25 protein-coding genes are annotated in these 24,561 nt (G+C 60.2%); 6 read left to right on the plus strand and 19 right to left on the minus strand.

Annotation, left to right across the window (positions count from 1 at the left end; genetic code table 11):
• Window positions 1-159: 159 nt before the first annotated feature.
• The 9 genes from ACYZTW_RS02745 to ubiE all read right to left on the minus strand — a co-directional run bounded on the left by ACYZTW_RS02745 (window position 160) and on the right by ubiE (window position 6,221).
• Window positions 160-867: a 16S rRNA (uracil(1498)-N(3))-methyltransferase gene (locus ACYZTW_RS02745; RefSeq protein WP_462003636.1), complete on the minus strand. Its 708-nt coding sequence runs from the start codon at window positions 865-867 to the stop codon at window positions 160-162.
• Window positions 864-1,658, minus strand: coding sequence for a twin-arginine translocase subunit TatC (tatC, locus tag ACYZTW_RS02750; RefSeq protein ID WP_462003637.1), 795 nt, complete (start codon window positions 1,656-1,658; stop codon window positions 864-866). Before tatC ends, ACYZTW_RS02745 begins: the two co-directional genes overlap by 4 nt.
• Window positions 1,655-2,104 carry a Sec-independent protein translocase protein TatB gene (gene tatB, locus ACYZTW_RS02755; RefSeq protein ID WP_462003638.1) on the minus strand — a complete coding sequence of 150 codons (450 nt, stop codon included), beginning with the start codon at window positions 2,102-2,104 and terminating at the stop codon, window positions 1,655-1,657. The genes tatC and tatB overlap by 4 nt, the downstream gene beginning before the upstream one ends.
• A 10-nt stretch (window positions 2,105-2,114) precedes the next feature.
• Window positions 2,115-2,393 carry a twin-arginine translocase TatA/TatE family subunit gene (locus ACYZTW_RS02760; protein ID WP_010464483.1) on the minus strand — a complete coding sequence of 93 codons (279 nt, stop codon included), beginning with the start codon at window positions 2,391-2,393 and terminating at the stop codon, window positions 2,115-2,117.
• A 25-nt stretch (window positions 2,394-2,418) separates the two neighbouring features.
• Entirely contained in the window at window positions 2,419-2,751 is a 333-nt protein-coding gene (locus tag ACYZTW_RS02765; protein WP_007899279.1) for a phosphoribosyl-ATP diphosphatase, read from the minus strand.
• Window positions 2,744-3,145, minus strand: a complete 402-nt coding sequence (hisI, locus tag ACYZTW_RS02770; RefSeq protein ID WP_462003639.1) for a phosphoribosyl-AMP cyclohydrolase — start codon at window positions 3,143-3,145, stop codon at window positions 2,744-2,746. The genes ACYZTW_RS02765 and hisI overlap by 8 nt, the downstream gene beginning before the upstream one ends.
• Before the next feature lie 81 nt (window positions 3,146-3,226).
• Window positions 3,227-4,831 carry a ubiquinone biosynthesis regulatory protein kinase UbiB gene (gene ubiB, locus ACYZTW_RS02775; protein ID WP_462003640.1) on the minus strand — a complete coding sequence of 535 codons (1,605 nt, stop codon included), beginning with the start codon at window positions 4,829-4,831 and terminating at the stop codon, window positions 3,227-3,229.
• Complete coding sequence (locus ACYZTW_RS02780) at window positions 4,828-5,451, minus strand: ubiquinone biosynthesis accessory factor UbiJ (RefSeq protein ID WP_462003641.1); 624 nt, start codon at window positions 5,449-5,451, stop codon at window positions 4,828-4,830. The genes ubiB and ACYZTW_RS02780 overlap by 4 nt, the downstream gene beginning before the upstream one ends.
• On the minus strand, window positions 5,451-6,221 hold the full coding sequence (gene ubiE, locus ACYZTW_RS02785; protein ID WP_462003642.1) for a bifunctional demethylmenaquinone methyltransferase/2-methoxy-6-polyprenyl-1,4-benzoquinol methylase UbiE: 771 nt from the start codon (window positions 6,219-6,221) through the stop codon (window positions 5,451-5,453). The genes ACYZTW_RS02780 and ubiE overlap by 1 nt, the downstream gene beginning before the upstream one ends.
• Before the next feature lie 155 nt (window positions 6,222-6,376).
• On the opposite strand from ubiE, the gene ACYZTW_RS02790 reads away from it, so the two are divergent.
• The 3 genes from ACYZTW_RS02790 (at window position 6,377) to ACYZTW_RS02800 (ending at window position 8,146) form a co-directional block, all read left to right on the plus strand.
• The gene (locus tag ACYZTW_RS02790) at window positions 6,377-6,652 is read left to right on the plus strand and encodes a polyhydroxyalkanoic acid system family protein (protein WP_415766244.1); all 276 of its coding nucleotides are present in this window, start codon (window positions 6,377-6,379) and stop codon (window positions 6,650-6,652) included.
• Between the two features lie 248 nt (window positions 6,653-6,900).
• Window positions 6,901-7,323, plus strand: coding sequence for a phasin family protein (locus ACYZTW_RS02795; RefSeq protein ID WP_462003643.1), 423 nt, complete (start codon window positions 6,901-6,903; stop codon window positions 7,321-7,323).
• 10 nt (window positions 7,324-7,333) lie between these two features.
• Window positions 7,334-8,146, plus strand: coding sequence for a phasin family protein (locus ACYZTW_RS02800; RefSeq protein ID WP_462003644.1), 813 nt, complete (start codon window positions 7,334-7,336; stop codon window positions 8,144-8,146).
• A 280-nt stretch (window positions 8,147-8,426) separates the two neighbouring features.
• Here the strand turns inward: ACYZTW_RS02800 and ACYZTW_RS02805 are convergent, their stop codons facing one another.
• The 10 genes from ACYZTW_RS02805 to ACYZTW_RS02850 form a co-directional block, all read right to left on the minus strand.
• Window positions 8,427-9,047 (minus strand): TetR/AcrR family transcriptional regulator, encoded by a 621-nt coding sequence (locus ACYZTW_RS02805; protein WP_462003645.1) that lies wholly within the window; start codon window positions 9,045-9,047, stop codon window positions 8,427-8,429.
• A 27-nt stretch (window positions 9,048-9,074) separates the two neighbouring features.
• A complete protein-coding gene (gene phaC, locus ACYZTW_RS02810) occupies window positions 9,075-10,757 on the minus strand; it encodes a class II poly(R)-hydroxyalkanoic acid synthase (protein WP_462003646.1) in 1,683 nt (560 codons plus the stop codon).
• A 129-nt stretch (window positions 10,758-10,886) separates the two neighbouring features.
• Window positions 10,887-11,741, minus strand: a complete 855-nt coding sequence (gene phaZ / locus ACYZTW_RS02815; protein ID WP_462003647.1) for a poly(3-hydroxyalkanoate) depolymerase — start codon at window positions 11,739-11,741, stop codon at window positions 10,887-10,889.
• 231 nt (window positions 11,742-11,972) lie between these two features.
• Window positions 11,973-13,652: a class II poly(R)-hydroxyalkanoic acid synthase gene (gene phaC / locus ACYZTW_RS02820; RefSeq protein WP_462003648.1), complete on the minus strand. Its 1,680-nt coding sequence runs from the start codon at window positions 13,650-13,652 to the stop codon at window positions 11,973-11,975.
• 258 nt (window positions 13,653-13,910) lie between these two features.
• On the minus strand, window positions 13,911-14,291 hold the full coding sequence (locus ACYZTW_RS02825; RefSeq protein WP_033055352.1) for a gamma-butyrobetaine hydroxylase family protein: 381 nt from the start codon (window positions 14,289-14,291) through the stop codon (window positions 13,911-13,913).
• Between the two features lie 205 nt (window positions 14,292-14,496).
• Window positions 14,497-15,837 (minus strand): ATP-dependent protease ATPase subunit HslU, encoded by a 1,341-nt coding sequence (hslU, locus tag ACYZTW_RS02830; protein WP_462003649.1) that lies wholly within the window; start codon window positions 15,835-15,837, stop codon window positions 14,497-14,499.
• A gap of 55 nt (window positions 15,838-15,892) precedes the next feature.
• Window positions 15,893-16,423: an ATP-dependent protease subunit HslV gene (hslV, locus tag ACYZTW_RS02835; protein WP_007899242.1), complete on the minus strand. Its 531-nt coding sequence runs from the start codon at window positions 16,421-16,423 to the stop codon at window positions 15,893-15,895.
• A gap of 291 nt (window positions 16,424-16,714) precedes the next feature.
• Window positions 16,715-17,422, minus strand: a complete 708-nt coding sequence (locus ACYZTW_RS02840) for an SPOR domain-containing protein (RefSeq protein WP_462003650.1) — start codon at window positions 17,420-17,422, stop codon at window positions 16,715-16,717.
• Between the two features lies 1 nt (window position 17,423).
• Complete coding sequence (argS, locus tag ACYZTW_RS02845) at window positions 17,424-19,160, minus strand: arginine--tRNA ligase (RefSeq protein WP_462003651.1); 1,737 nt, start codon at window positions 19,158-19,160, stop codon at window positions 17,424-17,426.
• A gap of 221 nt (window positions 19,161-19,381) precedes the next feature.
• Window positions 19,382-21,601 carry a primosomal protein N' gene (locus ACYZTW_RS02850; protein WP_462003652.1) on the minus strand — a complete coding sequence of 740 codons (2,220 nt, stop codon included), beginning with the start codon at window positions 21,599-21,601 and terminating at the stop codon, window positions 19,382-19,384.
• Window positions 21,602-21,957: 356 nt separating this feature from the next.
• Between ACYZTW_RS02850 and rpmE the strand changes: the two genes are divergently transcribed.
• The 3 genes from rpmE (at window position 21,958) to ACYZTW_RS02865 (ending at window position 24,457) form a co-directional block, all read left to right on the plus strand.
• Window positions 21,958-22,191 (plus strand): 50S ribosomal protein L31, encoded by a 234-nt coding sequence (gene rpmE / locus ACYZTW_RS02855; protein ID WP_071552309.1) that lies wholly within the window; start codon window positions 21,958-21,960, stop codon window positions 22,189-22,191.
• A 26-nt stretch (window positions 22,192-22,217) separates the two neighbouring features.
• Complete coding sequence (locus tag ACYZTW_RS02860; protein ID WP_462005691.1) at window positions 22,218-23,006, plus strand: thermonuclease family protein; 789 nt, start codon at window positions 22,218-22,220, stop codon at window positions 23,004-23,006.
• 182 nt (window positions 23,007-23,188) lie between these two features.
• Complete coding sequence (locus ACYZTW_RS02865) at window positions 23,189-24,457, plus strand: malic enzyme-like NAD(P)-binding protein (protein ID WP_046052135.1); 1,269 nt, start codon at window positions 23,189-23,191, stop codon at window positions 24,455-24,457.
• Window positions 24,458-24,561: the final 104 nt, after the last annotated feature.

Consider the following 24,561-nt stretch of genomic DNA (forward strand, 5'->3'; position numbering starts at 1 on the left):
TGCTCAGGGGAGTAAATACCTGTGGCGAGGGGATTTATCCCCGTTGGGCTGCGAAGCGGCCCCCAGCGTCTTTTCAGACAAACCAAGTTGTCTGGATTTACGACTGCTTCGCAGCCGAACGGGGATAAATCCCCTCGCCACAGTGGAGCGTGTTTGACCTTAGAAAAGGCGTGCGAGAAGCGCAGTGACGGCGGTTTCGACCCGCAGGATGCGGTCGCCGAGCTGCACCGGTTGCAGGCCGGCCTTGCCCAGCAGGTCGATTTCGTAAGGAATCCAGCCGCCTTCGGGGCCGATGGCCAGGGTCACCGGTTCGTCCAGGCCACGGGGGCAGGGCGGGTAATGGCCGGGGTGGCCAACGAGGCCGAGGGTGCCGTCGGTGATCGCCGGCAGACGGTCCTCGACGAACGGCTTGAAGCGCTTTTCGATGACGATTTCCGGCAGCACGCTGTCCCGGGCCTGTTCGAGGCCGAGGATCAGTTGCTCACGAATCGCCTCGGGCTCCAGGAACGGCGTTTGCCAGAAGCTCTTCTCGACGCGATAGCTGTTCACCAGAATGATTCGTGGCACACCCATGGCCGCCACGGTCTGAAACACCCTACGCAGCATTTTCGGCCGCGGCAGGGCCAGCACCAGGGTCAGCGGCAGCTTGGCCGGGGGTGGCTGGTCGAGGGTGACGCGCAATTCGGCTTCATCGGCGTCCAGGCGCAGCAGTTCGGCCGACCCCATCAGCCCGCCGATGCGCCCGACCCGCAGGCTGTCGCCGACAATGGAACGGTGGACTTCTTGCATGTGCGTCAACCGGCGATCACGCAGGATCGCCCGGTCGGCCGCAATGAAATCGGCCTCTTCGAGCAGCAGCAGGTTCACGGTTGAGTCGCTGGCGGCTGGTCGTTGTGATCGTCGGCCGGTTGGTCGTCCGGGTGCTCGCCGCGCTTGCTGATCAGGCTGCCGAACAGGATGCCGATTTCAAACAGCAGCCACATCGGTACGGCCAACAGTGTCTGCGAGAAGATGTCCGGTGGCGTCAGGATCATGCCGACCACGAAGCAGCCAATGACCACGTACGGGCGGATTTTCTTCAGGTATTTGACGTCGACCACGCCGATCCACACCAGCAGCACCACAGCCACCGGGATCTCGAACGCCACGCCGAAGGCGAAGAACAGCGTCATCACGAAATCGAGGTAGCTGGTGATGTCGGTCATCATTTCCACGCCGACCGGGGTGGCGGCGGCGAAGAATTTGAAGATCAATGGGAACACCAGGTAATAGGCGAACGCCATGCCGGTGTAGAACAGCACGATGCTGGACATCAGCAATGGCACCGCGATGCGCTTCTCATGCTTGTACAGGCCCGGTGCGATGAAGCCCCAGATCTGATGCAGGATCACCGGAATCGCCAGGAACAGCGAAACCATCATGGTCAACTTCAGCGGCGTCAGGAACGGCGACGACACATCGGTGGCGATCATCGTCGCGCCGGCCGGCAGGTACGCGCGCAGCGGCGTGGAGACGAAGGTGTATATCTGCTGGGTGAAGGCAAACAACCCGGCGAAGATGATGAAGATCGCCGCTACACAACGCAGCAGACGGGTACGCAACTCGGTGAGGTGCGAAACCAGCGGCATGTGCTGGTCGTTTTCAGGGAGATCGCTCATGAGACTCGCGGCGGCAATGTTGGGTCATGTGGGGTCGGCGCAACAGGCGCAGCCGCAGGCGTAACGGGTTCAACCGGGGGCGCTGCAACAACGGGCGCGGATTCGACAGCCGCTACCACAGGTGCTGGCTCGGCGACTGGAGCATGAATCGTCTGCTCCGCCACCGGTTCAACCGGCTGAACCGGTGTGGCCTCCTGCTGAGTCGGCGTGAAAATCTTCCGCGCCTCCTGCTCCAGCGACAGAATGTGCTCGTTGTGCAGTTGCCGACGAATCTCGTCGGCACCGATTTCACGTTCAACTTCCTGTTTGATCGCGTTGAAGCTGCGCTTCAGACGCCCGACCCACAGGCCGGCGGTGCGCGCAGCACCCGGCAGACGCTCGGGGCCCAGCACCAGCAGGGCCACGAGGCCGACGAGCAGCAGTTCAGAGAAGCTGATACCAAACATTAGTCAGTGCTCACACGTCTTTGCGGATCGGCTCTTCGACTTTTTGCGCCTGCACATCGATGGTGTGCGGCTGGTTCACGGACTGCGTGGTCTGTGGCTGAACCGGTGGAACCGGTTGTGCCGGGGTAACGGTCGGATCGGCCGGTTTTTCGTCATCGTTCATGGCTTTCTTGAAACCCTTGATCGACTCGCCCACGTCAGTGCCGAGATTTTTCAGTTTCTTGGTGCCGAACACCAATACGACAACAACCAGGATGACGATCCAGTGTTTCCAGTCAAAAATGCCCATGTTGCTGCTCCTCTCTAATAATTGTTCAGGCGGACGGGCGCGAGGCTTTCTCGGCGTGTCCGGACAGACCGAAACGACGGTCCAGTTCATCGAGTACAGCCTGTGGATGCTGCCCCAATTGGGCGAGCATGACCATGCTGTGGAACCACAAATCGGCGGTTTCGTAGATCACATCGCTGCAGTCACCGCTGATGGCGGCATCCTTGGCGGCAATGATGGTTTCGACCGACTCTTCGCCGACTTTTTCCAGAATCTTGTTCAAACCCTTGTGATACAGGCTGGCGACATACGAGCTGTCGGCGGCGGCGCCTTTGCGCTCTTCCAGCACTTGGGCCAGACGGGTCAGAGTGTCACTCATGTGTGTGTCCTGCGGAATAGATTGCGTGCGGGTCTTTGAGTACCGGGTCGACGGTTTTCCAGTCGCCGTTCTCGAAGGCGCGGTAGAAGCAGCTCTGACGGCCGGTATGGCAAGCGATGTCGCCGATCTGCTCGACCATCAGGATGATCACGTCGGCGTCACAGTCCAGGCGCATCTCATGCAGGGTTTGCACGTGGCCGGACTCTTCGCCCTTGCGCCACAGCTTACCGCGAGAGCGTGACCAGTAAATGGCGCGGTTCTCGGCAGCGGTCAGTTCCAGCGCTTCACGGTTCATCCAGGCCATCATCAGGACTCGCCCGGTCTTGTGATCCTGGGCAATCGCCGGCACCAGGCCATCGGCGTCCCACTTGATCTCGTCCAGCCAGTTTTTCATCTTCGACTCCGACAGCGGGTTCCACACCTCATGAGTAGAACCCAAGCGTTGAAACAGTGTGCCAGCGTGCGGGGGCGCTGGCTATCGGCGAACGACCAGATACAAACCGACCGCCACCATGATGCCGGCCGGCCAATGCCCCAGTTCGTTCAACGGCCCACCGGCAGCGAGTATGGTGCCGCCGGCCAGGTGCGCACAGCCGAGCAGTCGCAGCAGCCAATCGTCCTTGCGCTGATGCCATGGTGGCGGCGGGTCGTAGGCGTGAGGCTGGGACATGCGCTCGAGCAGGTCGCGGGCCATGTTGGCCAGGTGCGGCAGCTGTTCGAACTGGCTCTGCACGTTGCCGATCAAGGCTTTGGGGCTGACGCGCTCACGCATCCAGCGCTCGAGGAACGGCTGGGCGGTGTTCCACAAATCGAGGTCCGGGTACAACTGACGACCCAGGCCTTCGATGTTCAACAGGGTTTTTTGCAGCAGCACGAGCTGCGGCTGCACTTCCATGTTGAAGCGCCGGGCGGTCTGGAACAGGCGCATCAGCACCTGGCCGAAGGAAATATCTTTTAACGGTTTTTCGAAGATCGGCTCGCACACGGTGCGGATCGCCGCCTCGAATTCGTTGAGTTTGGTTTCCGCCGGCACCCAGCCCGAGTCGATGTGCAGCTGCGCGACACGACGGTAATCACGCTTGAAAAACGCGAACAGGTTGCGCGCCAGGTAGTCCTGGTCTTCCGGGGTCAGGCTGCCGACGATACCGCAGTCGATCGCGATGTACTGCGGGCTCCATGGCTGCACGGTGCTGACGAAGATGTTGCCGGGGTGCATGTCGGCGTGGAAGAAGCTGTCGCGGAATACCTGGGTGAAGAAGATCTCGACGCCGCGCTCGGCGAGCATTTTCATGTCGGTGCGCTGGTCGGCCAGGGTTGCGAGGTCAGTGACCTGAATGCCGTAGATGCGCTCCATCACCAGCACTTTCGGCCGGCACCAGTCCCAATAGACTTGCGGCACGTAGAGCAGCGGCGAGCCGTCGAAGTTACGCCGCAACTGGCTGGCGTTGGCCGCCTCACGCAGCAGGTCGAGTTCGTCGTAGATGGTTTTTTCGTAGTCCTGGACCACGTCCACCGGGTGCAGCAGGCGCGCGTCAGCCGAGAGCTTTTCGGCGGCGCGGGCGAGGATGAACAGCCACGCCAGGTCCTGCGCGATGATCGGTTTGAGGCCCGGGCGGATGACCTTGACCACCACTTCTTCGCCGGTTTTCAGCTGCGCGGCATGCACCTGCGCCACCGAGGCCGAGGCCAGTGGTTCGACGTCGAAGCGGCTGAAGACTTCACTGATCTTTTTGCCGAGCTGTTCTTCGATCAGATTGACCGACACTTGCGAGTCGAACGGCGGCACGCGGTCCTGCAGCTTCATCAGCTCATCGGCGATGTCTTCCGGCAGCAAGTCGCGGCGGGTGGACAGGATTTGCCCGAACTTGATGAAAATCGGTCCCAGGTCCTGCAATGCCAGACGCAATCGCGCACCACGGCTCAGGTCCAGCGTCTTGCGCGGGAACCAGCGCCACGGCAAGGCGTAGCGCAGCGCCAACAGAAACCACGGCAGTGGCAGGGCGAACAACAGGTCATCGAGGCGGTAGCGAATCACAACGCGCTGGATGCGCAACAAACGGCGGACGGCAAGCAGCTTCATGCGTTATCGCTTGGGTCGAGGGATCGGGAGAGGCGCTCGAAACGCGCCTCGAGACGTTCCAGATCGAGTTTGATCTGGTCCAGTTCACTGAAACGGGCTTCGGCTTCGCGTTGACCGACGAGGGTGCGCGATTCTTCGGCCAGGTATTCGCCAAGATTCTGATTCAGGCTGGCGAACCCTTGCTGATAAAAGCGTGCGCGGCTGCGCAGATGACCGCCGAGCAGGTGCGTGGCGACAGGTCCCAACCAGCGCGAGAGTTCGTACTCCCAGTCCAGCTCAAGGTCCTGAAGGATCGCCGCCAGTTCCAGCAGCACGCCGCTGTCGCCGTCGAGTTCGACTTCAGGGCTGTGCAGGACAGAGGCCTTGTCCTTGCTTGTCGCCAGTTTCAGCAGGCTTGAGGCCGGTGCGCGCAAGGTGCAGTCGGCGCCGGTTTCCCAGTGGGAAGCCAGCATCAAGCCTTCGTCGCTGGGCAGGATGAACACTTGCAGCGCCGGGCTGCGGCAGTCGACGGCAATCACCTTGCCACTCAAATGCGCCAGCCGCGGCAGCGCCGTGCTGTCGAGACGCAGTACCCGGTTCAGGCCGAGTTCAACGCTGGCGAGCAGGCCGGCCAGCAACATCAGGGTTTGATGCCGCGGTGCAGGGCGACGATGCCCGCAGTCATGTTGTGGTAGGTCACGCGGTCGAAACCGGCCTCGACCATCATCGACTTCAGGGTTTCCTGATTCGGGTGCATGCGGATCGATTCGGCCAGGTAGCGATAGCTTTCCGAGTCGTTGGTGATCAGCTTGCCCATCAGCGGCATGAAGGCGAACGAGTAGGCGTCGTAGGCTTTGGACATCAGCGCATTGGTCGGCTTGGAGAACTCCAGCACCAGCAAACGGCCGCCCGGTTTCAGCACGCGCAGCATCGAGCGCAGGGCGTCTTCTTTGTGCGTGACGTTGCGCAAGCCGAAAGCGATGCTCACGCAGTCGAAATGGTTGTCCGGGAACGGCAGCTTTTCAGCATCGGCCTGAACGAATTCGACGTTGCCGGCGACACCCAGATCCAGCAGGCGGTCACGACCGACCTTGAGCATGGATTCGTTGATGTCGGCCAACACCACCTGGCCAGTCGGGCCAACGAGGTGCGAGAACTTCTTGGTCAGATCGCCCGTGCCGCCGGCGATGTCCAGCACGCGGTTACCGGTGCGAACGCCCGACAGCTCGATCGCAAAACGCTTCCACAGACGGTGCATGCCGCCCGACAGGAGGTCGTTCATCAAGTCGTACTTGGCGGCTACCGAGTGGAAAACTTCAGCGACTTTTTCCGCTTTCTGGCTTTCCGGAACGTTTTTGAAGCCGAAGTGAGTGGTGGGTTCGGCATCGCTGCCTTTGCGCTGATCAGTCATATCGCTGTCACCAAAAGAGAATGCGGGACATTCTAATCCCGGTGGCCTGCTTTGTCTTGGCAAGGCTGCAGGTAAGATAGGTAACCACCGGGACGTTTTGCCGCAGCAGCGGTCAGGATGCTTCGGGAAAGTATTCATAAAGCAGGAGTCATTCGATGGCCCGTATTAGTGTTGAGCGTTCCCACGGCCTGGGTAAGGAAGCGGCCCGCGAGAAGGCCGACAAGTTGGCGCAGAAACTGTCCGAGCAATATGGCCTGGAGCCGCAATGGTCCGGCGACACCCTGAACCTCAAACGTTCCGGTGTGAAAGGTGCGGTGTATGTGGGCGAGGATTCGATCAAGGTCGATGTCGAACTGGGCCTGTTGATGTCGGCCATGAGCGGCACCATCAAATCGGAAATCGAAAAGGCCCTCGATAAAGCGTTGGCTTAACTCGATCTTGTTTTGGAATGCGATCACTGTGGGAGCGAGCCTGCTCGCGAAAGCGGTCATTCAGTTGACAGCAATGTTGAATGTGCCGGCCTCTTCGCGAGCGGGCTCGCTCCCACATTTGTTTTGTGGTGTGCCCAAGGTTTTATGTCAGTTGTTAGGGTGCCGTTTCTAATTATTCTCCCTACTTTGTGCCTGAGCCCGACTCTTTCGCGGGCAGTTCCTCAAACCTTCTGCGCGTGAGGTGCACCATGGCCAAAGTTATTTTGAAGAAAAAAATCGACGCTTCGACGACTGCTCTGAGCGACGTTAAATCGTATGCCCGCAAGATCTGGCTGGCAGGCCTGGGTGCCTACACCAAGGTCGGCCAAGAGGGCAATGAGTACTTCCAAGAGTTGATCAAAGCTGGTCAAGACGTTGAAAAGAAAGGCAAAAAAGTAGTTGCCGAGAAACTTGAAGCGGCCAATGCCGAGATCGATGAAGCCAAGAGTGAAGTGAGCACTTTCAAAGGCAAAGTCGAACTTCAACTCGACAAGGTCGAGAAGGCTTTTGACTCGCGTGTCGCAAGTACCTTGAATCGTATCGGCATTCCGTCTAAACATGACGTTGAGACACTCTCTGCCAAGCTCGATGAGCTGACGGCATTGCTCGAACGCGTCGCGCGTAAATCTTAAGGAGAACGGGATGGCTGGCAAAAAGAATACTGAAAAAGAAGGCAGCTCGTGGATCGGGAAAGTCGAAGACTACTCCCGCAAAATCTGGCTGGCTGGTTTAGGCGTGTACTCGAAGATCGACACTGACGGCAGCAAACTCTTCGATACATTGGTTAAAGACGGCGAGAAAGCCGAGAAGCTCACCAAGAGCGCTGTCGGCAAGAAAGTCGATGCTGCCAAGGACTCTGCTTCGTCGGCCAAGTCGCGCATCAGCGGCGTGAAAGATCGCGCACTGGGCAAGTGGGATGAGCTGGAAGGGGCTTTCGACAAGCGTCTGAACAGCGCCATTTCGCGCTTGGGTGTACCGAGCCGCAATGAAGTCAAAGCGCTGCACAGCAAGGTCGATACCCTGACCAAGCAAATCGAAAGACTCACCGGTGCCAAGGTGGCGCCTGTTGCGGCGAAAACCGCGGCGGCCAAACCTGCGGCGAAGTCCGCTGCCAAACCACTGGCTAAGGCTGCCGCTAAACCGGCTGCCAAAACTGCCGCAGCGAAACCTGCAGCAGCCAAGCCAGCGGTCAAGGCGGTAGCAAAACCAGCCGCTAAACCGGCTGCCAAAACTGCAGCGGCCAAATCAGCAACCAAGCCAGCGGCAAAACCTGCCGCAGCGAAGAAGCCCGCGGTGAAAAAGCCGGCAGCTCCGAAAGCGGCTGCACCAAAACCAGCAGTGGCTGCCGCCAAACCGGCAACCCCGGTCAGCGCATCGAACTCCGCTGCTGCACCGACCCCTGCTGTAACCCCGACTGTCGCGCCAGCTCCTTCGACGCCAACCAGTCAGTCCTGATTTTCAGGGCTCAAGAAAACGCCCGGCCTGCAAAGGTCGGGCGTTTTTTGTTTGGGTAGTCGGCAGGGGAATAAGGTGAATTCCAGAGCCACCCCTCACCCCAGCCCTCCCGAAACGTCGGACCGCCCCAGTGGGGAGAGGGGGAAAGGGAGCCAATTGGGGATAATTCCAGACCTGAGTTCGACTCGGTAATTCAGGTCGATGTAGCTCCAAGAACACCTCGGTCAGTCCCCTCTACCCCCTGGGGAGAGGGTTAGGGTGAGGGGTGGTTCCAACTGATTCACTCGTGTTCTTCCAGGTATTGAAGCGCCATCTGCTCGGTCGCGACCTTGATCGGCGGCAACAAATGCGGCGCCACCAGCATCATGATCTGGTACACCACCAATCTCACCTCACCCTCGCGATCAAGAATCCGCTGATAGTCCAGCGAGAACAGCAGCGTCATGGTGATCTGCTCCACCAGTTGTCCCAGTGCCTGGGTCTCGCTGACCAATTGCCCCTGAGCCTTCAATCGAGCGAGCAACGAAGCCAGCGTGCGCTTCAACGCATTGAGCAGGTTGCGTATGCCCTTGGCCAGTTTCGGCAAGCGCCCGGCGAGATTCGACAGGTCCTGGAACAGAAACCGGTAATGGGCCAGGCGTTCGACGATCAGGTGCAGGAACAGCCAGTAATCTTCCGGTGCAAGTTCCACGTCGGCCGGCGGATCGAGCAGGGGCGTCAGTTCGGCCTGGAAGCGCTCGAACAGTCCGAGAATCAGAGGCTCCTTGCCGTGGAAATGGTAGTAGAGGTTGCCCGGGCTGATGCCCATTTCGTTGGCAACCTCCATGGTGGAGACGTTCGGTTCGCCCTTCTGATTGAACAACTGCAAAGCACATTCGAGAATCCGGTCGCGGGTTTTCATCCAGTCTTCTTAATGGTTCGTTGAACGTCAGCGCACACGCACGTAAGTACCGGGTGCTGCCTCCATCGGTGGATAGTTCTGGTTGCCGAGCGCCATGTGGGTTTCTTTTTGCGCACCTGAACGTTCTTGAATCCAACCCAGCCATTGGGTCCACCAACTGCCGTCTACTTGCTTGGCGTCGTAATACCAGGCCCGTGGGTCACTACTCAGCTTCGTGCTTTCGACGAAATTGGCTTTCGGTTTGGAGGGTGGGTTGAGAATGCTTTGTACATGCCCGCTGTTGGACAGCACGAAGCGCCGCTCGCCACCCAGCAGCAAGGTCGAGCGATACACTGCATCCCACGGGGTGATGTGGTCATTGATGCCCGCCACGCTGAAGCTGTCGACGGTGACTTTCTGCAAGTCGATCGGCGTGCCGCACACCTCCAGACCACCCGGATGACTCAGCGGGTTGTGTTTGAAGAAGTCCAGCAAATCGCCATGCAAGGCTGCCGGCAAACGTGTGTTGTCGTTGTTCCAGTAGAGGATGTCGAACGCCGGCGGCTCCTTTCCCAACAGGTAGTTGTTGACGAAGTAACTCCAGATCAAATCGTTGGGGCGCATCCAGGCGAAGACCCTGGCCATGTCGCGACCCTCCAGCACGCCTTTCTGATAGGAGCGACGCTTGGCTGCCTCGAGGGTCTGTTCGTCGGCAAAGAGGGTCGCAGGCGTGTCCATCTGACTGTCGAGCAGGCTCACCAGGTACGTTGCGCTAGACACCCGCCGCAGTTGCCGCTTGGCCTGTAAGTGACCTTGCAGGGCGGCGATGGTCAGCCCGCCCGCGCAGGCGCCCATCAGGTTGACCTCACGAGCACCGGTGATTTCCCGGCACACATTCATCGCTTCTTCCACGGCTTCGACGTACGTCGACAGCCCCCATTCGCGATGACGCACATCCGGGTTGCGCCAACTGATCATGAAGGTTTGCAGGCCGTTCTTCAGGGCGAACTGGACGAAGCTGTTGTGCGGGCTCAGGTCGAAAATGTAGTACTTGTTGATCTGTGGCGGCACCACCAGCAGCGGTTTGGAATACTGCTTTTCGCTCATTGGCTTGTACTGGATCAACTCCAGCAGCTCATTGCGAAACACCACGGAGCCCGTGGTGGTGGCGACCGTTTTGCCGACCTCGAAAGCTTGCTTGGTGACTTGTCTGGGCAGGCCGTCGTTGTGCAGGAAGTCGTCGACCAGGTGGCTGATACCTCGCACCAGGCTGTTGCCGCCGGAGTTGAAAATCTCCTTGATCGCCAGCGGATTAAGCAAGCTGTTGGACGGTGCCATGGCATCGTTGAGCAAGGCGAACGCGAAGTGCGCGCGGGCGCGATCGTCCGGGCTCATGCTGCTCTCGTCGATCCAGTGTTTGACCTGCTTCTGCCAGCTCAGGTAGGCCTGCAAACTGCGGCGATAAAAAGGGTTGAGGCTCCACGCCGGGTCGGCAAAGCGATTGTCCTGCGGGTTGGTCGGGTGCAGGGTTTCGCCCAGCAGCACGCGGCCCAGTTGACCGCCCAGTTTCAAGGCGTGGCGGGCGCTGTGCACCGGGTGGCGCAAGCCATGGGCGGCAACGCTGCGCAGGGTGGAAAACAGATCCCGACCACGCAGGCCGGTAATCGCACTCTGTGCGTTGATGAACGCGGCGGGAGTGGGCAAAAATTCCCTCGCTGGTTTTTCGCGCATGAATCAACACTCCTTCGTCTTCAGGCCAAATACAGATACACCGAACCAGAACACCATAGACGTTGTTACGGGTTGTTGCGCGGCGCGGTGTCCTGCCGCCCCCTTTTTGTTAACAAAAGCCGGGGCCGATTAGCCGCCCAATGGCGCCGGATGCGGATGCATCACGGCACGCTGACGTTCTTCCTCGAGAAACTTCATGATGATCGGTGCCACCGCTTCGGCCCTGGTAATCAAAAACAGATGCCCGTCATCGATGATGTGCAACTGGGCGTTGGGAATCCGCCAGGCCAGTAACCGCATGTTGACCAACGGGATCAGTGGATCGTCGTCACCGGCCAGTACCAAGGTTGGCTGGTGGATCTTGTGCAACCAGTGAATGCTGGTCCAGCCGAGGCCGGCGAACAGCTGCCAGTAGTAACCGAGTTTGCCGGCCGAGCGGACCTTCGCCGCATGGCTCGCGGCCAGGGTCGGATCGCGACGGAACGCACCGCCATAGATCATCGGCGCAATGCGAATCACGTGAGACGGCTGGATATAGCGTCGTGGGCTGGCCATCATCCACAGGACTCTCGGCTTGCCTGGCACCATCACAGTGCCAGCCGCCGTAGCCGCCAGAACGAGTTTCTTGCAGCGCTCGGGATAGTCGTAAGCGAACTGCTGGGCGAGGGCGCCCCCCCAGGAAACGCCGATTACGTTCACTTGCCCGTAGTCGAGATAGTCGAGCATCCGCGCTGTGAGTTTTGCCAGGCCCGGAAAGCGATACGGTCGCCTTGGCGTCGACGAACCGCCGACCCCGGGGACGTCGAAAGCGATGACTTCCAGGTCCGGGTCCAGCGCGTCGACAAACGGAAACACCAGCTCCAGGTTGGCGCCAATGCCGTTGAAAATCAGCAAGGGCGTCAAGTGAGGCTTGCCGGGGCGTACCGCCGTGCGGAGGGTCTGGCCATCCAGGTCGACGGTACGAAATATGAACGGTTGCGGCATGCTTCAAGCCCTGTGGGTCGCTCTCTCAAATTCATCCTCGATCCCCTGTAGGAGCTGAGCTTGTGTGGCGAGGGGATTTATCCCCGTTCGACTGCGAAGCAGTCGTAAAACCAATGCACTCGGTGTACCTGATACTCCGAGGTTGCTAGGTTTCGGGGCGGCTTCGCCACCCAACGGGGATAAATCCCCTCACCACAAAGCTCGCTCCCACAGTGGGGTGAGGTGTTTCAGTTACCGCTCATGCACATAGGTGCCCGGCGCAGCTTCGCCTACCGGATAAGCCTTGTTGCCCAGACTGCCCGGAGCCTTCTTCAGCTTGCCCGAACGCTCGGCTTGCCATGCCTGCCAGTGCAGCCACCAGGAATCGGTGTGCTTGGTGGAGTTTTCTTGCCACTCCTCAGCCTTGACCGGCATCTCGGTGCTGGTCATGTAGCGCGATTTCGGATTGCCCGGCGGGTTCAGAATGCTCTGGATATGCCCGCTGCTGGACAGCACGAATTCAACCTTGCCACCGAACAGTTGGGCCGACTTGTAGCAGGATTTCCACGGGGTGATGTGGTCGTTGGTGCCGGCCAGGGAGAAGATGTCGGCAGTGACCTGCTTCAGGTTGATCGGCGTGCCGCACACTTCCAGTGCATCGGGGCGGATCAGTGGGTTGGTTTTGAACATCTCGATCAGGTCGCCGTGGAACGCTGCGGGCAACCGTGTGGTGTCGTTGTTCCAGAACAGGATGTCGAACACCGGTGGCTCGTTGCCCAGCAGGTAGTTGTTGACCCAGTAGTTCCAGATGAGGTCGTTGGGGCGCATCCAGGCGAAGATTTTCGCCATGTCCCGGCCTTCCAGCACGCCGGCCTGATAGGAGTGGCGCTTGGCGGCCTCGAGGGTCTGTTCGTCGACGAACAGTGCCACGTCGCTTTCCAGGGTGGTGTCCAGCACGCTGACCAGCAGCGTCAGGGCGTTGACCTTGTTCTCACCGATCGCGGCGTAGTGGCCCAGCAGGGCGGTGCAGGTGATGCCGCCGGAGCAGGCGCCGAGCATGTTTATATCTTTGCTGCCGGTGATTGCGGTGACCACGTCGACCGCTTCCTTGAGCGCTTCGATGTAGGTCGACAGACCCCACTCGCGTTGCTCCTTGGTCGGGTTGCGCCAGCTGACGATGAAGGTCTGCACATTGTTGCGCAGGCAGAAGCGCGCCAGGCTCTTGTCCGGGCTCAAGTCGAAAACATAGAACTTGTTGATCTGCGGTGGCACCACCAACAGTGGGCGCTCGTGCACCTGCTCGGTGGTCGGCCGGTACTGGATCAGCTCCAGTACATCATTGCGAAAGACCACCGCGCCTTCGGTGACGCCCAGGGTCTTGCCGACCTCGAACGCGCCCATGTTGACCTGGCTCGGCATGCCGCCGTTGTGCACCAGATCCTTGGCCAGATGGGAGAGGCCGTCGAGCAGGCTTTTGCCGCCGGTTTCGAAGAAGCGTTTGACCGCCGCCGGGTTGGCCGCACTGTTGGTCGGGGCCATGGCTTCGGTCATGAGATTGATCACGAAATGCCCGCGTGCGACGTCCTTGGGCGAGAGGTTGCTGTCGCCGATCCAGTCGTGAAGCTCCTTGCGCCATGCCAGGTAAGTTTGCAAATAACGTTTGTAGAGCGGGTTCTGGCTCCAGGCCGGATCGGCGAAGCGACGGTCATCGCTTGTCGGTAGAAGCTCGGATTTGCCGAACAACACGTTTTTCAGTTCAAGGCCGAAATGCGCAACATGCCTGGCACTGTGAATCGGTTGCTTGATGGCCTGTCTCAGCACCATGCGAGCAGAAGCCAGTAAATCCTTTCCACGCAGCCCAACGACAGGATTCAGCCCCAAGGTGTTTTCCGAGGCCTGATACTTCAAGTCATCGTTATTCTTGTTACTCATCTACGACGCTCCATTGTCCTGAGACGAGTACCTGAGCCCAGCGGTGCATTCACACAGCCAATGCCAGGTACTACTGCTCGGGTGACCGTTAATTCTGCATCGCTGCTTTTTAGTTCAGAGAGCACTGCAGGTACCTTGCCAGCTCCATTGGTTACCCGAGTTTAATTTTTTTCGCAAGCAGGCTAATCGTTTGCCCGGACGCGGAGCATTCAAACAGATGGAATTAGAAAATGCCCTCTAATGAGCGAAAGGCCTGAGCTAGAGCATCAGCTTGACGATGGATTCGTTCGGATCGCGGGTCTTTCCGGCGGCTTTGAGTTCGGCAAGATAATCGTTCCAGAGATCCTCTTGGCGCACCCCCAGCTGGTACAGATATTCCCAGGTGAACAGGCCGCTGTCGTGGCCGTCATCGAAGGTCAATTTCAGTGCGTACTGACCGGCCGGTTCGACCTTGGTCAGGCCTACGCCGATCTTGCCAAATTGCAGGATAGGTTTGCCGTGGCCCTGGACCTCGGCGGAAGGAGAGTGCACGCGCAGGAACTCGGCGGGCAGGTGATGTTCCTCGCCGGACGCGTATTTCAGCGACAGGGTTTTCGAGGCTTTGTGCAGTTTGATATCGGTGGGGAGTTGGGTCGTCATGGGGCCGGTCGTCCGTCTTAATGGAGGCCCTGTGTCGGCGAGTGATTCTGTGGCGAGGGAGCTTGCTCCCGCTCGGCTGCGCAGCAGTCGTAAATCCGGCGAATGGGTCTTGCTGATAATCCGCATTCGCCGATTTTGGGGCCGCTTCGCGACCCAGCGGGAGCAAGCTCCCTCGCCACAGAAGCCCGCTCACACAGAATGTGACCTACAGGATATAACGGGACAGGTCTTCGTTCTGCGCCAATTCGCCCAAGTGGCTGTTGACGTAATCGGCGTCAATCAGGATCGCCTTGTCGTCGTGGGCACTGGCCAGATCACCGGCGCTGAACGACACCTCTTCAAGCAGACGCTCAAGCAGCGTGTGCAGGCGACGGGCACCGATGTTCTCGGTCTTCTCGTTGACCTGCCAGGCGATCTCGGCAATACGCTTGATACCGTCTGGCTGGAACTCGATCACCAAGCCTTCGGTTTTCAGCAAGGCACAATACTGCTCGGTGAGCGAGGCATGCGGTTCGCTGAGAATGCGTTCGAAATCTTCAGGCGTCAGCGCCTTGAGTTCGACACGAATCGGCAGACGACCTTGCAACTCAGGCACCAGATCGCTCGGCTTGCTCAGGTGGAACGCACCGGACGCAATGAACAGGATATGGTCGGTCTTGACCATGCCCAGTTTGGTGTTGACGGTGCAGCCTTCGATCAGCGGCAGCAAGTCGCGCTGCACGCCTTCACGGGAGACGTCGATGCCACCGGAGTTGCCGCGCTTGGCGACCTTGTCGATTTCGTCGATGAACACGATGCCGTGCTGCTCGACGGCTTCCAGCGCCTTGGCCTTCAGCTCTTCTTCGTTGACCAGGCGACCGGCTTCTTCGTCACGCACCAGTCTCAGCGCTTCCTTGACCTTGATCTTGCGGCTCTTGCGTTTGCCCTTGCCCATGTTGGCGAACAGGCTCTGCAGCTGGTTGGTCATCTCTTCCATGCCCGGTGGCGCGGAGATATCGACACCGGTCACTTCGGCAACTTCGATTTCGATCTCTTTGTCATCCAGCTGACCTTCGCGCAGGCGCTTGCGGAACAGCTGACGGGTGTTGGAGTCGGCCGACGGTGCGGCGTCTTCGTTGCTGAAGCCCATGCGTGCCGGTGGCAGCAGGGCGTCGAGGATGCGCTCTTCGGCGGCGTCTTCGGCGCGGTGGCGAACCTTGGTCATTTCCTGTTCGCGCAGCAGCTTGATCGCCGCGTCGGCCAGGTCACGAATGATTGATTCAACGTCGCGGCCGACATAGCCGACTTCGGTGAACTTGGTCGCTTCGACCTTGATGAACGGCGCGTTGGCCAGTTTCGCCAGACGACGAGCAATCTCGGTTTTACCGACACCGGTCGGGCCGATCATCAGGATGTTCTTTGGCGTGACTTCAACGCGCAGCTCTTCGGGCAGCTGCATCCGGCGCCAGCGGTTACGCAAGGCGATGGCGACGGCGCGCTTGGCATCGTCCTGGCCGATGATATGGCGATTGAGTTCGTGGACGATTTCACGGGGAGTCATGGACATAGTAATTGGCGGTCCTCAGGTAAAAGTGAGCCGTGGCGTGGTGGCCAAAACAGGCTTACTCAGCGAGGTCCTGCTCCTCAATGGTGAAGGTGTGGTTGGTGAATACACAGATGTCGCCGGCGATGCCGAGGGCGGTTTCGACGATTTCCCGGGCCGACAGATCGGTTTTCTTCAGCAGTGCGCTGGCGGCGGCCTGGGCGTAACCGCCGCCGGAGCCCATGGCGATCAGACCTTCTTCGGGTTCGACCACGTCGCCGTTGCCGGTGATGATCAGAGAGGCGTCTTTGTTCGCGACCGCGAGCATGGCTTCGAGGCGGCTGAGGGAGCGGTCAGTGCGCCATTCTTTGGCGAGTTCGACAGCGGCGCGAACCAGGTGACCTTGATGTTTCTCAAGCTGGCCTTCGAAACGCTCGAAGAGGGTGAAGGCGTCAGCGGTGGCCCCGGCAAAACCGGCGATCACCTGGCCGTGGTACAGGCGACGAACTTTCTTCGCGTTGCCTTTCATCACGGTATTGCCGAGAGAAACCTGGCCGTCGCCGCCCATGACGACTTTGCCGTGGCGGCGAACTGAAACGATGGTGGTCAAGGGAGAGTCTCCACGCAGCGGGGCGAAAATGCCTTATGCCAACTCATATGGGGGTGGTGGCGCGTATTTCAACTGCGGGATGGGAGAGGGGACGAGCGGTGTGTCGTTCGCGAAGGAGGATGTAAGTGAATCGCCTGTGGCGAGGGAGCTTGCTCCCGTTCGGCTGCGAAGCAGTCGTAAATCCGGGCGTCGCGGTTTGTCTGGCATACCGCGATGGCCGGATTGGGAGCGCTTCGCACTGGAGCGCCAGCCCGGTCCCGCGGGAGCAAGCTCCCTCGCCACAGAGGAAGGTCAGCGGCTCTGGCGTTGTTGTAACAACAGGTTGCTGAACCCGCTGCCGGCCAGTTGTTTCTGGGCCGTGGTCAGCTGTTCGCGGTTGCTGAACGGTCCGACCAACACCCGATACCAGGTCTCGTCTTTCACGGTGCCGGATTCAACCGCCACGGCTTGTCCCAGCAAAATAATCTGCGCTCGAACCTTGTCCGCGTCAGCTTCCTTGCGGAACGAACCGGCTTGCAGGAAGAACTTGGTGACGGGTGCTGCTTTGGACACCGGTGGCGCTGGCGGCGGAGTAATCCCGGCCAGTGCGGCCTGAGCCCGTGCGGTATCGATCTTCGCCGCTTGCTCTGGCGTGACCGGCGTTGTCGGAATCGTCGGCACTTGTGGCGTCGGCAGGGTTTTCTCCGGCACGGCATCCGGCGGCACGATGACTTCCGATTCCGGCAACAGGGTGTAGAAGTCGTACTTCGGCTTCACCGGTTGCGTCGGGCTCGGCGGGGTCTTGTTGGCCTCGGCGATCTTGGTGGCTTTCTGCTGCTCGATCTTCTCGCGCTTGACGCTCTCGCTGCCCTTGCCCGGTTCCAGCTTCATCAGGAAAACGACGAACGCACCGACTGTCAGGCCGATGGCCATCCACAGCCAACCCGGGATCGGTTGCTTTGCAGGAGCTTGGTAACGGCTGGCGCCACGCTTGGGTGCAGGTTTTTTCTTGGCAGCCAACTTACATACGCTCCAGAGTTTCCAGACCCAAGAGTTCCAGGCCTTGCTTGAGAGTGCGGCCGGTCAGCGCGGCGAGGCGCAGACGGCTCTGCATTTGCGCCGGGGTGTCCGCGCTGAGGATCGGGCAGTTCTCGTAGAAGCTGGAGAACAGGCCGGCAACATCGTACAGGTAGGTGCACAGGATGTGCGGCGTGCCTTTGTCGGAAACGTTGTTCAGCACTTCGCCGAACTGCGCGAGCTTCGCCGCCAATTCGTGTTCGTGCGCCGCTTCGAGGACGATCTGGCCTTCGACTTCGCTGAAGTCCTTGCCGAGTTTGCGGAACACGCCGGCCACGCGGGTGTAGGCGTACAGCAGGTACGGCGCGGTGTTGCCTTCGAAGTTCAGCATCAGGTCGAAGTTGAAGCTGTAGTCGCTGGTGCGGTGCTTGGACAGGTCGGCGTATTTCACCGCGCCAATGCCCACGACCTTGGCGATGTTGCGCAGTTCGTCTTCAGCCAGTTCCGGGTTCTTGTCCTTCACCAGGGTGTAGGCACGTTCCTGGGCTTCGGTCAGCAGGTCGATCAGTTTCACGGTGCCGCCGTCTCGCGTCTTGAACGGACGGCCGTCGGCGCCGTTCATGGTGCCGAAGCCCATGTGTTCCATGTCCATCGGGTGCGTCACAAAACCGGCCAGGCGCGCGACCTGGAACACTTGCTGGAAGTGCAGGGCTTGACGCTGGTCGACGAAGTACAGCGCGCGATCAGCCTTCAACTTGCCGCTGCGATAACGCACGGCCGCCAGGTCGGTGGTGGCGTAGAGGTAGCCGCCGTCAGCCTTGACGATAATCACCGGCAGCGGGTCGCCGTCGGCGTTCTTGAATTCGTCGAGGAACACGCACTGCGCGCCGTTGCTCTCGACCAGCATGCCCGCTGCCTTGAGGTCGTTGACCACGTTGATCAGGTCGTCGTTGTAGGCGCTTTCGCCCATCACGTCGGCCATGGTCAGTTTGACGTTCAGCAGTTCGTAGATTTTCTGGCAGTGGGACAGCGAGATGTCTTTGAACTTGGTCCACAACGCCAGGCAGTCCGGGTCGCCGGCTTGTAGCTTGACCACCAGGCCACGGGCGCGGTCAGCGAACTCTTCGGATTCGTCGAAGCGTTGCTTGGCGGCGCGGTAGAAGTTTTCCAGGTCCGACAGCTCGTCGCTGGTGATCGGGTTTTCCTGAAGGTAAGCCATCAGCATGCCGAACTGGGTGCCCCAGTCGCCGACGTGGTTCTGCCGGATCACTTCGTCGCCGAGGAATTCCAGTACGCGCGCCACGCCATCACCGATGATGGTCGAGCGCAAGTGGCCGACGTGCATCTCTTTGGCCAGGTTTGGTGCCGACAGATCAACCACGGTGCGCTGCACCGGGCCGGCCTTGCGCACGCCGATGTGGGCGTCGGCCAGGGCGGCGTCCAGGCGAGAGGCCAGGGCCTGGGTGTTCTGGAAGAAGTTCAGGAAGCCGGGACCGGCGATTTCGGTCTTGGTGACGTTTTCGTCGGCCGGCAGCGCGGCGATGATTTTCTCTGCCAGATCGCGCGGCTTCATGCCGGCCGGTTTGGCCAGCATCATCGCGATGTTGCTGGCGAAGTCACCGTGAGTCTTGTCACGGGAGTTTTCCACCTGGATCGCCGGCGACAGGCCTTCAGGCAACACACCTTCGTTGACGAGTTGGGTGATGGCTTGTTGGATCAGCTGGCGAATGGTGTCTTTCATGGTGTTCTCTTTCGACCGCAAGCGCGGCGGCGCTTCGATGCGCTAGTGGAAAAACTGGGCATTATCCGTGGCGAAGACGGGCTTGCCAACTATAGCGGGCAGGTTATGGATATGTGGTGACTAATCAACCGCCTTCGCGAGCAGGCTCGCTCCCACATTGACGGGGTGAGCGCCGCAGATCCCCCGTGGGAGCGAGCCTGCTCGCGAAAGCGATCTCAAAATCAATACAAATCCACTGGATCGACATCCAGCGACCAACGCACCGCCCGCCCGCTCGGCATCTGCTCCAGCGCCAGCAACCAACTGCTCAACAACCGATGCAGCGGCGCCCGAGCCGTCGCTTGCAGCAACAGCTGCGCACGATAACGCCCGGCGCGGCGTTCCATCGGCGCCGGCACCGGCCCCAGCAATTCGATCCCGGTCAGGTTCTGTTCGGCCAGCAAACGCTCAGCCTCACTGCACGCCTCATCAAGAAAACCTTCGGCTTGCCCCGGCTTGTGCGCTTCAGCCCGCAGCAGCGCCAGGTGCGCAAACGGCGGTAGACCCGCCGAGCGCCGTTCGCTCAACGCCTGTTCGGCAAAGGCGAAATAGCCCTGTTCAGTCAATTGCACCAGCAGCGGATGGTCGGCCAAGTGGGTCTGGATGATCACTTTGCCCGGCTCCTCAGCCCGGCCCGCGCGTCCGGCAACCTGGACGATCAGCTGCGCCATGCGCTCGCTGGCGCGAAAATCGCCGGAGAACAGCCCGCCATCGGCATCGAGAATCGACACCAGGGTCACCCGTGGGAAGTGATGCCCTTTGGCAAGCATTTGTGTGCCCACCAGAATGCACGGTTGGCCCTTCTGGATGGTCGCGAACAATTGATTCATCGCGTCCTTGCGCGAAGTGCTATCGCGGTCGACCCGCAGCACCGGGACGTCCGGGAATAGAATCCCCAGCCGTTCCTCGGCGCGCTCGGTGCCGGCGCCGACTGGCCGCAAATCGACTTTGCCGCACTTCGGACAATGCCGAGGGACGCGTTCGACGTAGCCGCAATGGTGGCAGCGCAGTTCGCCGGAGCGCTGGTGCACGGTCATGCGCGCATCGCAGCGCTGGCACTCGGACATCCAGCCGCAGTCGTGACACAGCAAGGTCGGCGCAAAACCGCGGCGGTTGAGGAACACCAAAACTTGTTGGCCAGCGGCCAGCGTCTGACCGATGGCCTGCTGCATCGGCCCGGAAATGCCGCTGTCCAGCGGACGGCTTTTCACGTCCAAGCGCAGGAAGCGCGGTTGCTTGGCGCCACCGGCCCGCTCGTTCAGGCGTAAGAGCCCGTATCGACCGGTGTAGGCGTTGTGCAGGCTTTCCAGCGAAGGTGTGGCGGATCCGAGGACAATCGGGATATTTTCCTGGCGTGCGCGGACCAATGCCAGGTCGCGGGCGTGATAGCGCAGGCCTTCCTGCTGTTTATAGGAGCCGTCGTGCTCTTCATCGATGATGATCAGGCCGGGGTTCTTCATCGGCGTGAACAGCGCCGAGCGGGTGCCGATGATGATGTCGGCGTCACCGTCGCGGGCGGCGAGCCAGGCTTCGAGGCGCTCGCGGTCGTTGACCGCCGAGTGGATCAGCGCGATGCGTGCATTGAAGCGCTGCTCGAAGCGCGCCAGGGTCTGCGGGCCGAGGTTGATCTCCGGGATCAGCACCAGCGCCTGCTTGCCGGCCTCAAGGGTTTCGCGGATCAGTTGCAAATAGACTTCGGTCTTACCGCTGCCGGTGACGCCGGCCAGAAGGAACGCGTGATAACTGTCGAAGCCGGCGCGAATCGCCTCATAGGCCGCACGCTGCTCCGGGTTGAGCGGCAATTCCGGCTGCGCCAGCCAGTGTTCGTGGCGGGCGCCGGGGGCGTGCTTGCGGATTTCGACTTGCACCAGATTCTTGGCCAGCAGCAAATCCAGGCTGTCCTTGCTCAGCATCAGTTTGCTCAACAACTGATGGGCGACGCCGTGGGGATGTTGGGCCAGGGTCGCCAGGGCGTCCCGTTGACGCGGCGCGCGAGCGATGCGCGGGTCATCAAGGCTGGCGCCGGGCGCGGCGGACCAGAAACGTTCCTGTCGTGCTTCGGCCAGTTCGCCCTGGCGCAGCAACACCGGCAGCGCCCAGCTCAAGGTGTCGCCCAGGCTGTGCTGGTAATACTGGGACGTCCACAGGCACAGTTTGAACAGCGCTGGCGGCAAAGGAGGCGTGGCATCAAGCAGGGCCAGGGCGGGCTTGAGTTTTTCCACCGGGACTTCGCTGGTGTCGGTGACCTCCACCAGAATCCCGATCATCTCCCTCCGGCCGAACGGCACCCGCAAGCGCATGCCGGGGTGCAACTGGGCGCGCAGGACACCGGCCGGGGCACGGTAATCGAACAGGCGGCGCAGTGGCGAGGGCAGGGCGAGGCGCAAAATGGCGTCGGGCACGCGGGGGGATCTCGATCAGCGGGAAATAAACAGCAGGGCCATGACCTGTGGGAGCGAGCCTGTGTGGCGAGGGGATTTATTCCCGTTCGGCTGCGAAGCAGTCGCAAACCAGGTGAATACGGTTTTTCTGAAACACCGTAATCACAGGTTCAGGGCCGCTTCGCGACCCAACGGGGATGAATCCCCTCGCCACAGTTCGCTCCCACAGGGACGGCGCTTTGGGTCGGGAGCCTAGCAGACGGCCGGTGTAAGGGACAGCTTGCGTGATCAGCATTGTCTGGTAGAATCCGCGGCCTAATTACGTGCGGTATTCAACAATGGTGTTGAGTGGCGGCACGCTAGCCTGAGGAATCACCATGAAAGCCGATATCCATCCAACATACGAAATCACCGCAGTTACCTGCAGCTGTGGCAACAAGTTCGAAACTCGTTCGAACCTGGCCAAGCCTCTGGCGATCGACGTATGCAATGAGTGCCACCCGTTCTACACCGGTAAGCAGAAGACTCTGGATACTGGCGGCCGTGTACAGCGCTTCGCAGACCGTTTCGGTGCTTTTGGCAAAGCCAAAGCTCCTGCTGCTGCAGAGTAAGGTTGCAAAGCCCCATGGGCTTTACCTTGCTGATGAAAAAGGCGTCCCTTGCGGGCGCCTTTTTTGTGTCTGCGATTTGGCTTTCCGCTGCCCAGGCCTTCTGCCCGGCGCCGAGCGGGCTGACATCCGTTGTGGTGCAGCGGGTGGTGGATGGTGACACGCTGCGCCTGAGCGATGGCCGTAGCGTGCGCATGATCGGTTTGAATACGCCGGAGCTGGGCAAAAAAGGCCGTTCCGACGAGCCGTTCGCCGTGGCGGCGCGCCAACGCCTGGAAGCACTGGTGGATGCCAGCGACGGGCGGGTCGGTTTATTGCCCGGTAAAGAAAGCAAAGACCATTACGGCCGCACCTTGGCCCATGTCTACAGCGCCGATGGCGCCAACCTTGAAGCGCAGATGCTCGCTGAAGGGCTCGGTTTCCAGGTGGCGGTCGCGCCGAATGTCGATCTGGTCGACTGCCAGCAAGCAGCGGAACACAGTGCCCGTCAGGCCGGACTCGGGTTGTGGCGCCAATCCCCTGTACTGAAAGCGGAGCAGATCAGCACTTCCGGTTTCGCTGTGCTCAGCGGTCGTGTGAGCAAGGTTCAGCGCAATCGCGGCGGGGTTTGGATCGAGTTGCAGGATTCGGTTGTACTGCGCGTTGCACCCAATTTGCTGGGGCAGTTCGATGTTGCGCAGCTCGAGCGGCTGAAGGGCAGACAGATTGAGGCGCGTGGCTGGGTGCTGGACCGTTCGCGGCGCGGCGGACTGAAAGAAGGGCAGGCGCGCTGGCTACTGCCGCTGACCGACCCGGCGATGCTTCAGATAGCGCAGTGATAAAAAATTGTAGACATTTTTTCTGTCGATTGTGAACAGTCAATCCCTTGTGTTTCGCGGCTCTTGGTCCAAAGTCGTAGGGCCGGGTGCTTGACAGGGGTGACTGGTCAGTCTTGTGGGGACTTTGCGAGGCGCGTATCCTCGGCGGTCCGTCTGTCCAACAGTAAAAGCGGAATGCCCACATGTCTGATTTGAAAACTGCCGCTCTCGAATATCACGCCCATCCTCGTCCAGGGAAGCTGAGTGTCGAGCTCACCAAAGCCACCGCTACTGCCCGCGACCTGTCGCTGGCCTACAGCCCCGGCGTAGCCGAACCAGTACGCGAAATCGCCCGCGATCCTGAACTGGCCTACAAATACACCGGCAAAGGCAACCTGGTTGCAGTCATTTCCGATGGCACCGCAATTCTCGGCCTGGGTAACCTCGGCCCATTGGCTTCCAAGCCAGTCATGGAAGGTAAAGGCGTGCTGTTCAAGCGCTTCGCCGGCATTGACGTATTCGACATCGAAGTCGACTCCGAAAGCCCGCAAGCCTTCATCGACACCGTCAAGCGCATCTCCATCACCTTCGGTGGCATCAACCTGGAAGACATCAAGGCACCTGAGTGCTTTGAAATCGAACGTGCTCTGATCGAGCAGTGCGACATTCCGGTATTCCACGATGACCAGCACGGCACCGCGATCGTTACTGCGGCCGGCATGATCAACGCCCTGGAAATCGCCGGCAAAACCCTGGCTGACGCCAAGATCGTCTGCCTGGGCGCCGGTGCTGCCGCCATCTCCTGCATGAAATTGCTGGTGAGCATGGGTGCCAACATCGAAAACATCTTCATGGTTGACCGTACCGGCGTGATCCACTCCGGCCGTGACGACCTGAACCAGTACAAGGCTGTTTTCGCTCACGCGACTGAAAAACGCACGCTGGCCGACGCCCTGAAAGGCGCTGACGTGTTCGTTGGCCTATCCGGTCCGAACCTGCTGAGTGCTGAAGGCCTCAAATCCATGGCGGCCAACCCGATCGTGTTCGCGTGCTCCAACCCTGATCCGGAAATTTCCCCGGAACTGGCTCACGCCACCCGTGACGACGTGATCATGGCCACCGGCCGTTCGGACTACCCGAACCAGGTCAACAACGTGCTGGGCTTCCCGTTCATCTTCCGTGGTGCCCTGGACGTTCGCGCCAAGCGCATCAACGAAGAAATGAAAGTGGCTGCGGCCAACGCCCTGCGTGAACTGGCCAAGCTGCCGGTTCCTCAGGAAGTGTGCGACGCCTACGGCGGCATCAAACTGGAATTCGGTCGTGAGTACATCATTCCGAAACCAATGGATGCCCGTCTGATCACCGTGATCTCCGATGCTGTGGCCAAGGCTGCGATCGAGACCGGCGTAGCGACCCTGCCGTATCCGAAGAACTACCCGCTGAAAAGCGTGGATGACGTGTTCAACGGCTAAGTCGTTGTAGCGCTTCAACAGAAAGCCCCGGCTCTTGCGAGTCGGGGCTTTTTTTGTCTGTGGTTTTTGTGGTGCCTGTAGCGGCCTCTTCGCGAGCAGGCTCG

Source organism: Pseudomonas sp. LB3P25, from assembly GCF_054897985.1.

Bases quoted from the DNA above. Each gene is read 5' to 3' on its own strand.
- tatC (WP_462003637.1), bottom strand. From the start codon at position 1,658: ATGAGCGATCTCCCTGAAAACGACCAGCACATGCCGCTGGTTTCGCAC.
- tatB (WP_462003638.1), bottom strand. From the start codon at position 2,104: ATGTTTGGTATCAGCTTCTCTGAACTGCTGCTCGTCGGCCTCGTGGCC.
- ACYZTW_RS02760 (WP_010464483.1), bottom strand. From the start codon at position 2,393: ATGGGCATTTTTGACTGGAAACACTGGATCGTCATCCTGGTTGTTGTC.
- ACYZTW_RS02765 (WP_007899279.1), bottom strand. From the start codon at position 2,751: ATGAGTGACACTCTGACCCGTCTGGCCCAAGTGCTGGAAGAGCGCAAA.
- hisI (WP_462003639.1), bottom strand. From the start codon at position 3,145: ATGAAAAACTGGCTGGACGAGATCAAGTGGGACGCCGATGGCCTGGTG.
- ubiB (WP_462003640.1), bottom strand. From the start codon at position 4,831: ATGAAGCTGCTTGCCGTCCGCCGTTTGTTGCGCATCCAGCGCGTTGTG.
- ACYZTW_RS02780 (WP_462003641.1), bottom strand. From the start codon at position 5,451: ATGTTGCTGGCCGGCCTGCTCGCCAGCGTTGAACTCGGCCTGAACCGG.
- ubiE (WP_462003642.1), bottom strand. From the start codon at position 6,221: ATGACTGATCAGCGCAAAGGCAGCGATGCCGAACCCACCACTCACTTC.
- ACYZTW_RS02790 (WP_415766244.1), top strand. From the start codon at position 6,377: ATGGCCCGTATTAGTGTTGAGCGTTCCCACGGCCTGGGTAAGGAAGCG.
- ACYZTW_RS02795 (WP_462003643.1), top strand. From the start codon at position 6,901: ATGGCCAAAGTTATTTTGAAGAAAAAAATCGACGCTTCGACGACTGCT.
- ACYZTW_RS02800 (WP_462003644.1), top strand. From the start codon at position 7,334: ATGGCTGGCAAAAAGAATACTGAAAAAGAAGGCAGCTCGTGGATCGGG.
- ACYZTW_RS02805 (WP_462003645.1), bottom strand. From the start codon at position 9,047: ATGAAAACCCGCGACCGGATTCTCGAATGTGCTTTGCAGTTGTTCAAT.
- phaC (WP_462003646.1), bottom strand. From the start codon at position 10,757: ATGCGCGAAAAACCAGCGAGGGAATTTTTGCCCACTCCCGCCGCGTTC.
- phaZ (WP_462003647.1), bottom strand. From the start codon at position 11,741: ATGCCGCAACCGTTCATATTTCGTACCGTCGACCTGGATGGCCAGACC.
- phaC (WP_462003648.1), bottom strand. From the start codon at position 13,652: ATGAGTAACAAGAATAACGATGACTTGAAGTATCAGGCCTCGGAAAAC.
- ACYZTW_RS02825 (WP_033055352.1), bottom strand. From the start codon at position 14,291: ATGACGACCCAACTCCCCACCGATATCAAACTGCACAAAGCCTCGAAA.
- hslU (WP_462003649.1), bottom strand. From the start codon at position 15,837: ATGTCCATGACTCCCCGTGAAATCGTCCACGAACTCAATCGCCATATC.
- argS (WP_462003651.1), bottom strand. From the start codon at position 19,160: ATGAAAGACACCATTCGCCAGCTGATCCAACAAGCCATCACCCAACTC.
- rpmE (WP_071552309.1), top strand. From the start codon at position 21,958: ATGAAAGCCGATATCCATCCAACATACGAAATCACCGCAGTTACCTGC.
- ACYZTW_RS02865 (WP_046052135.1), top strand. From the start codon at position 23,189: ATGTCTGATTTGAAAACTGCCGCTCTCGAATATCACGCCCATCCTCGT.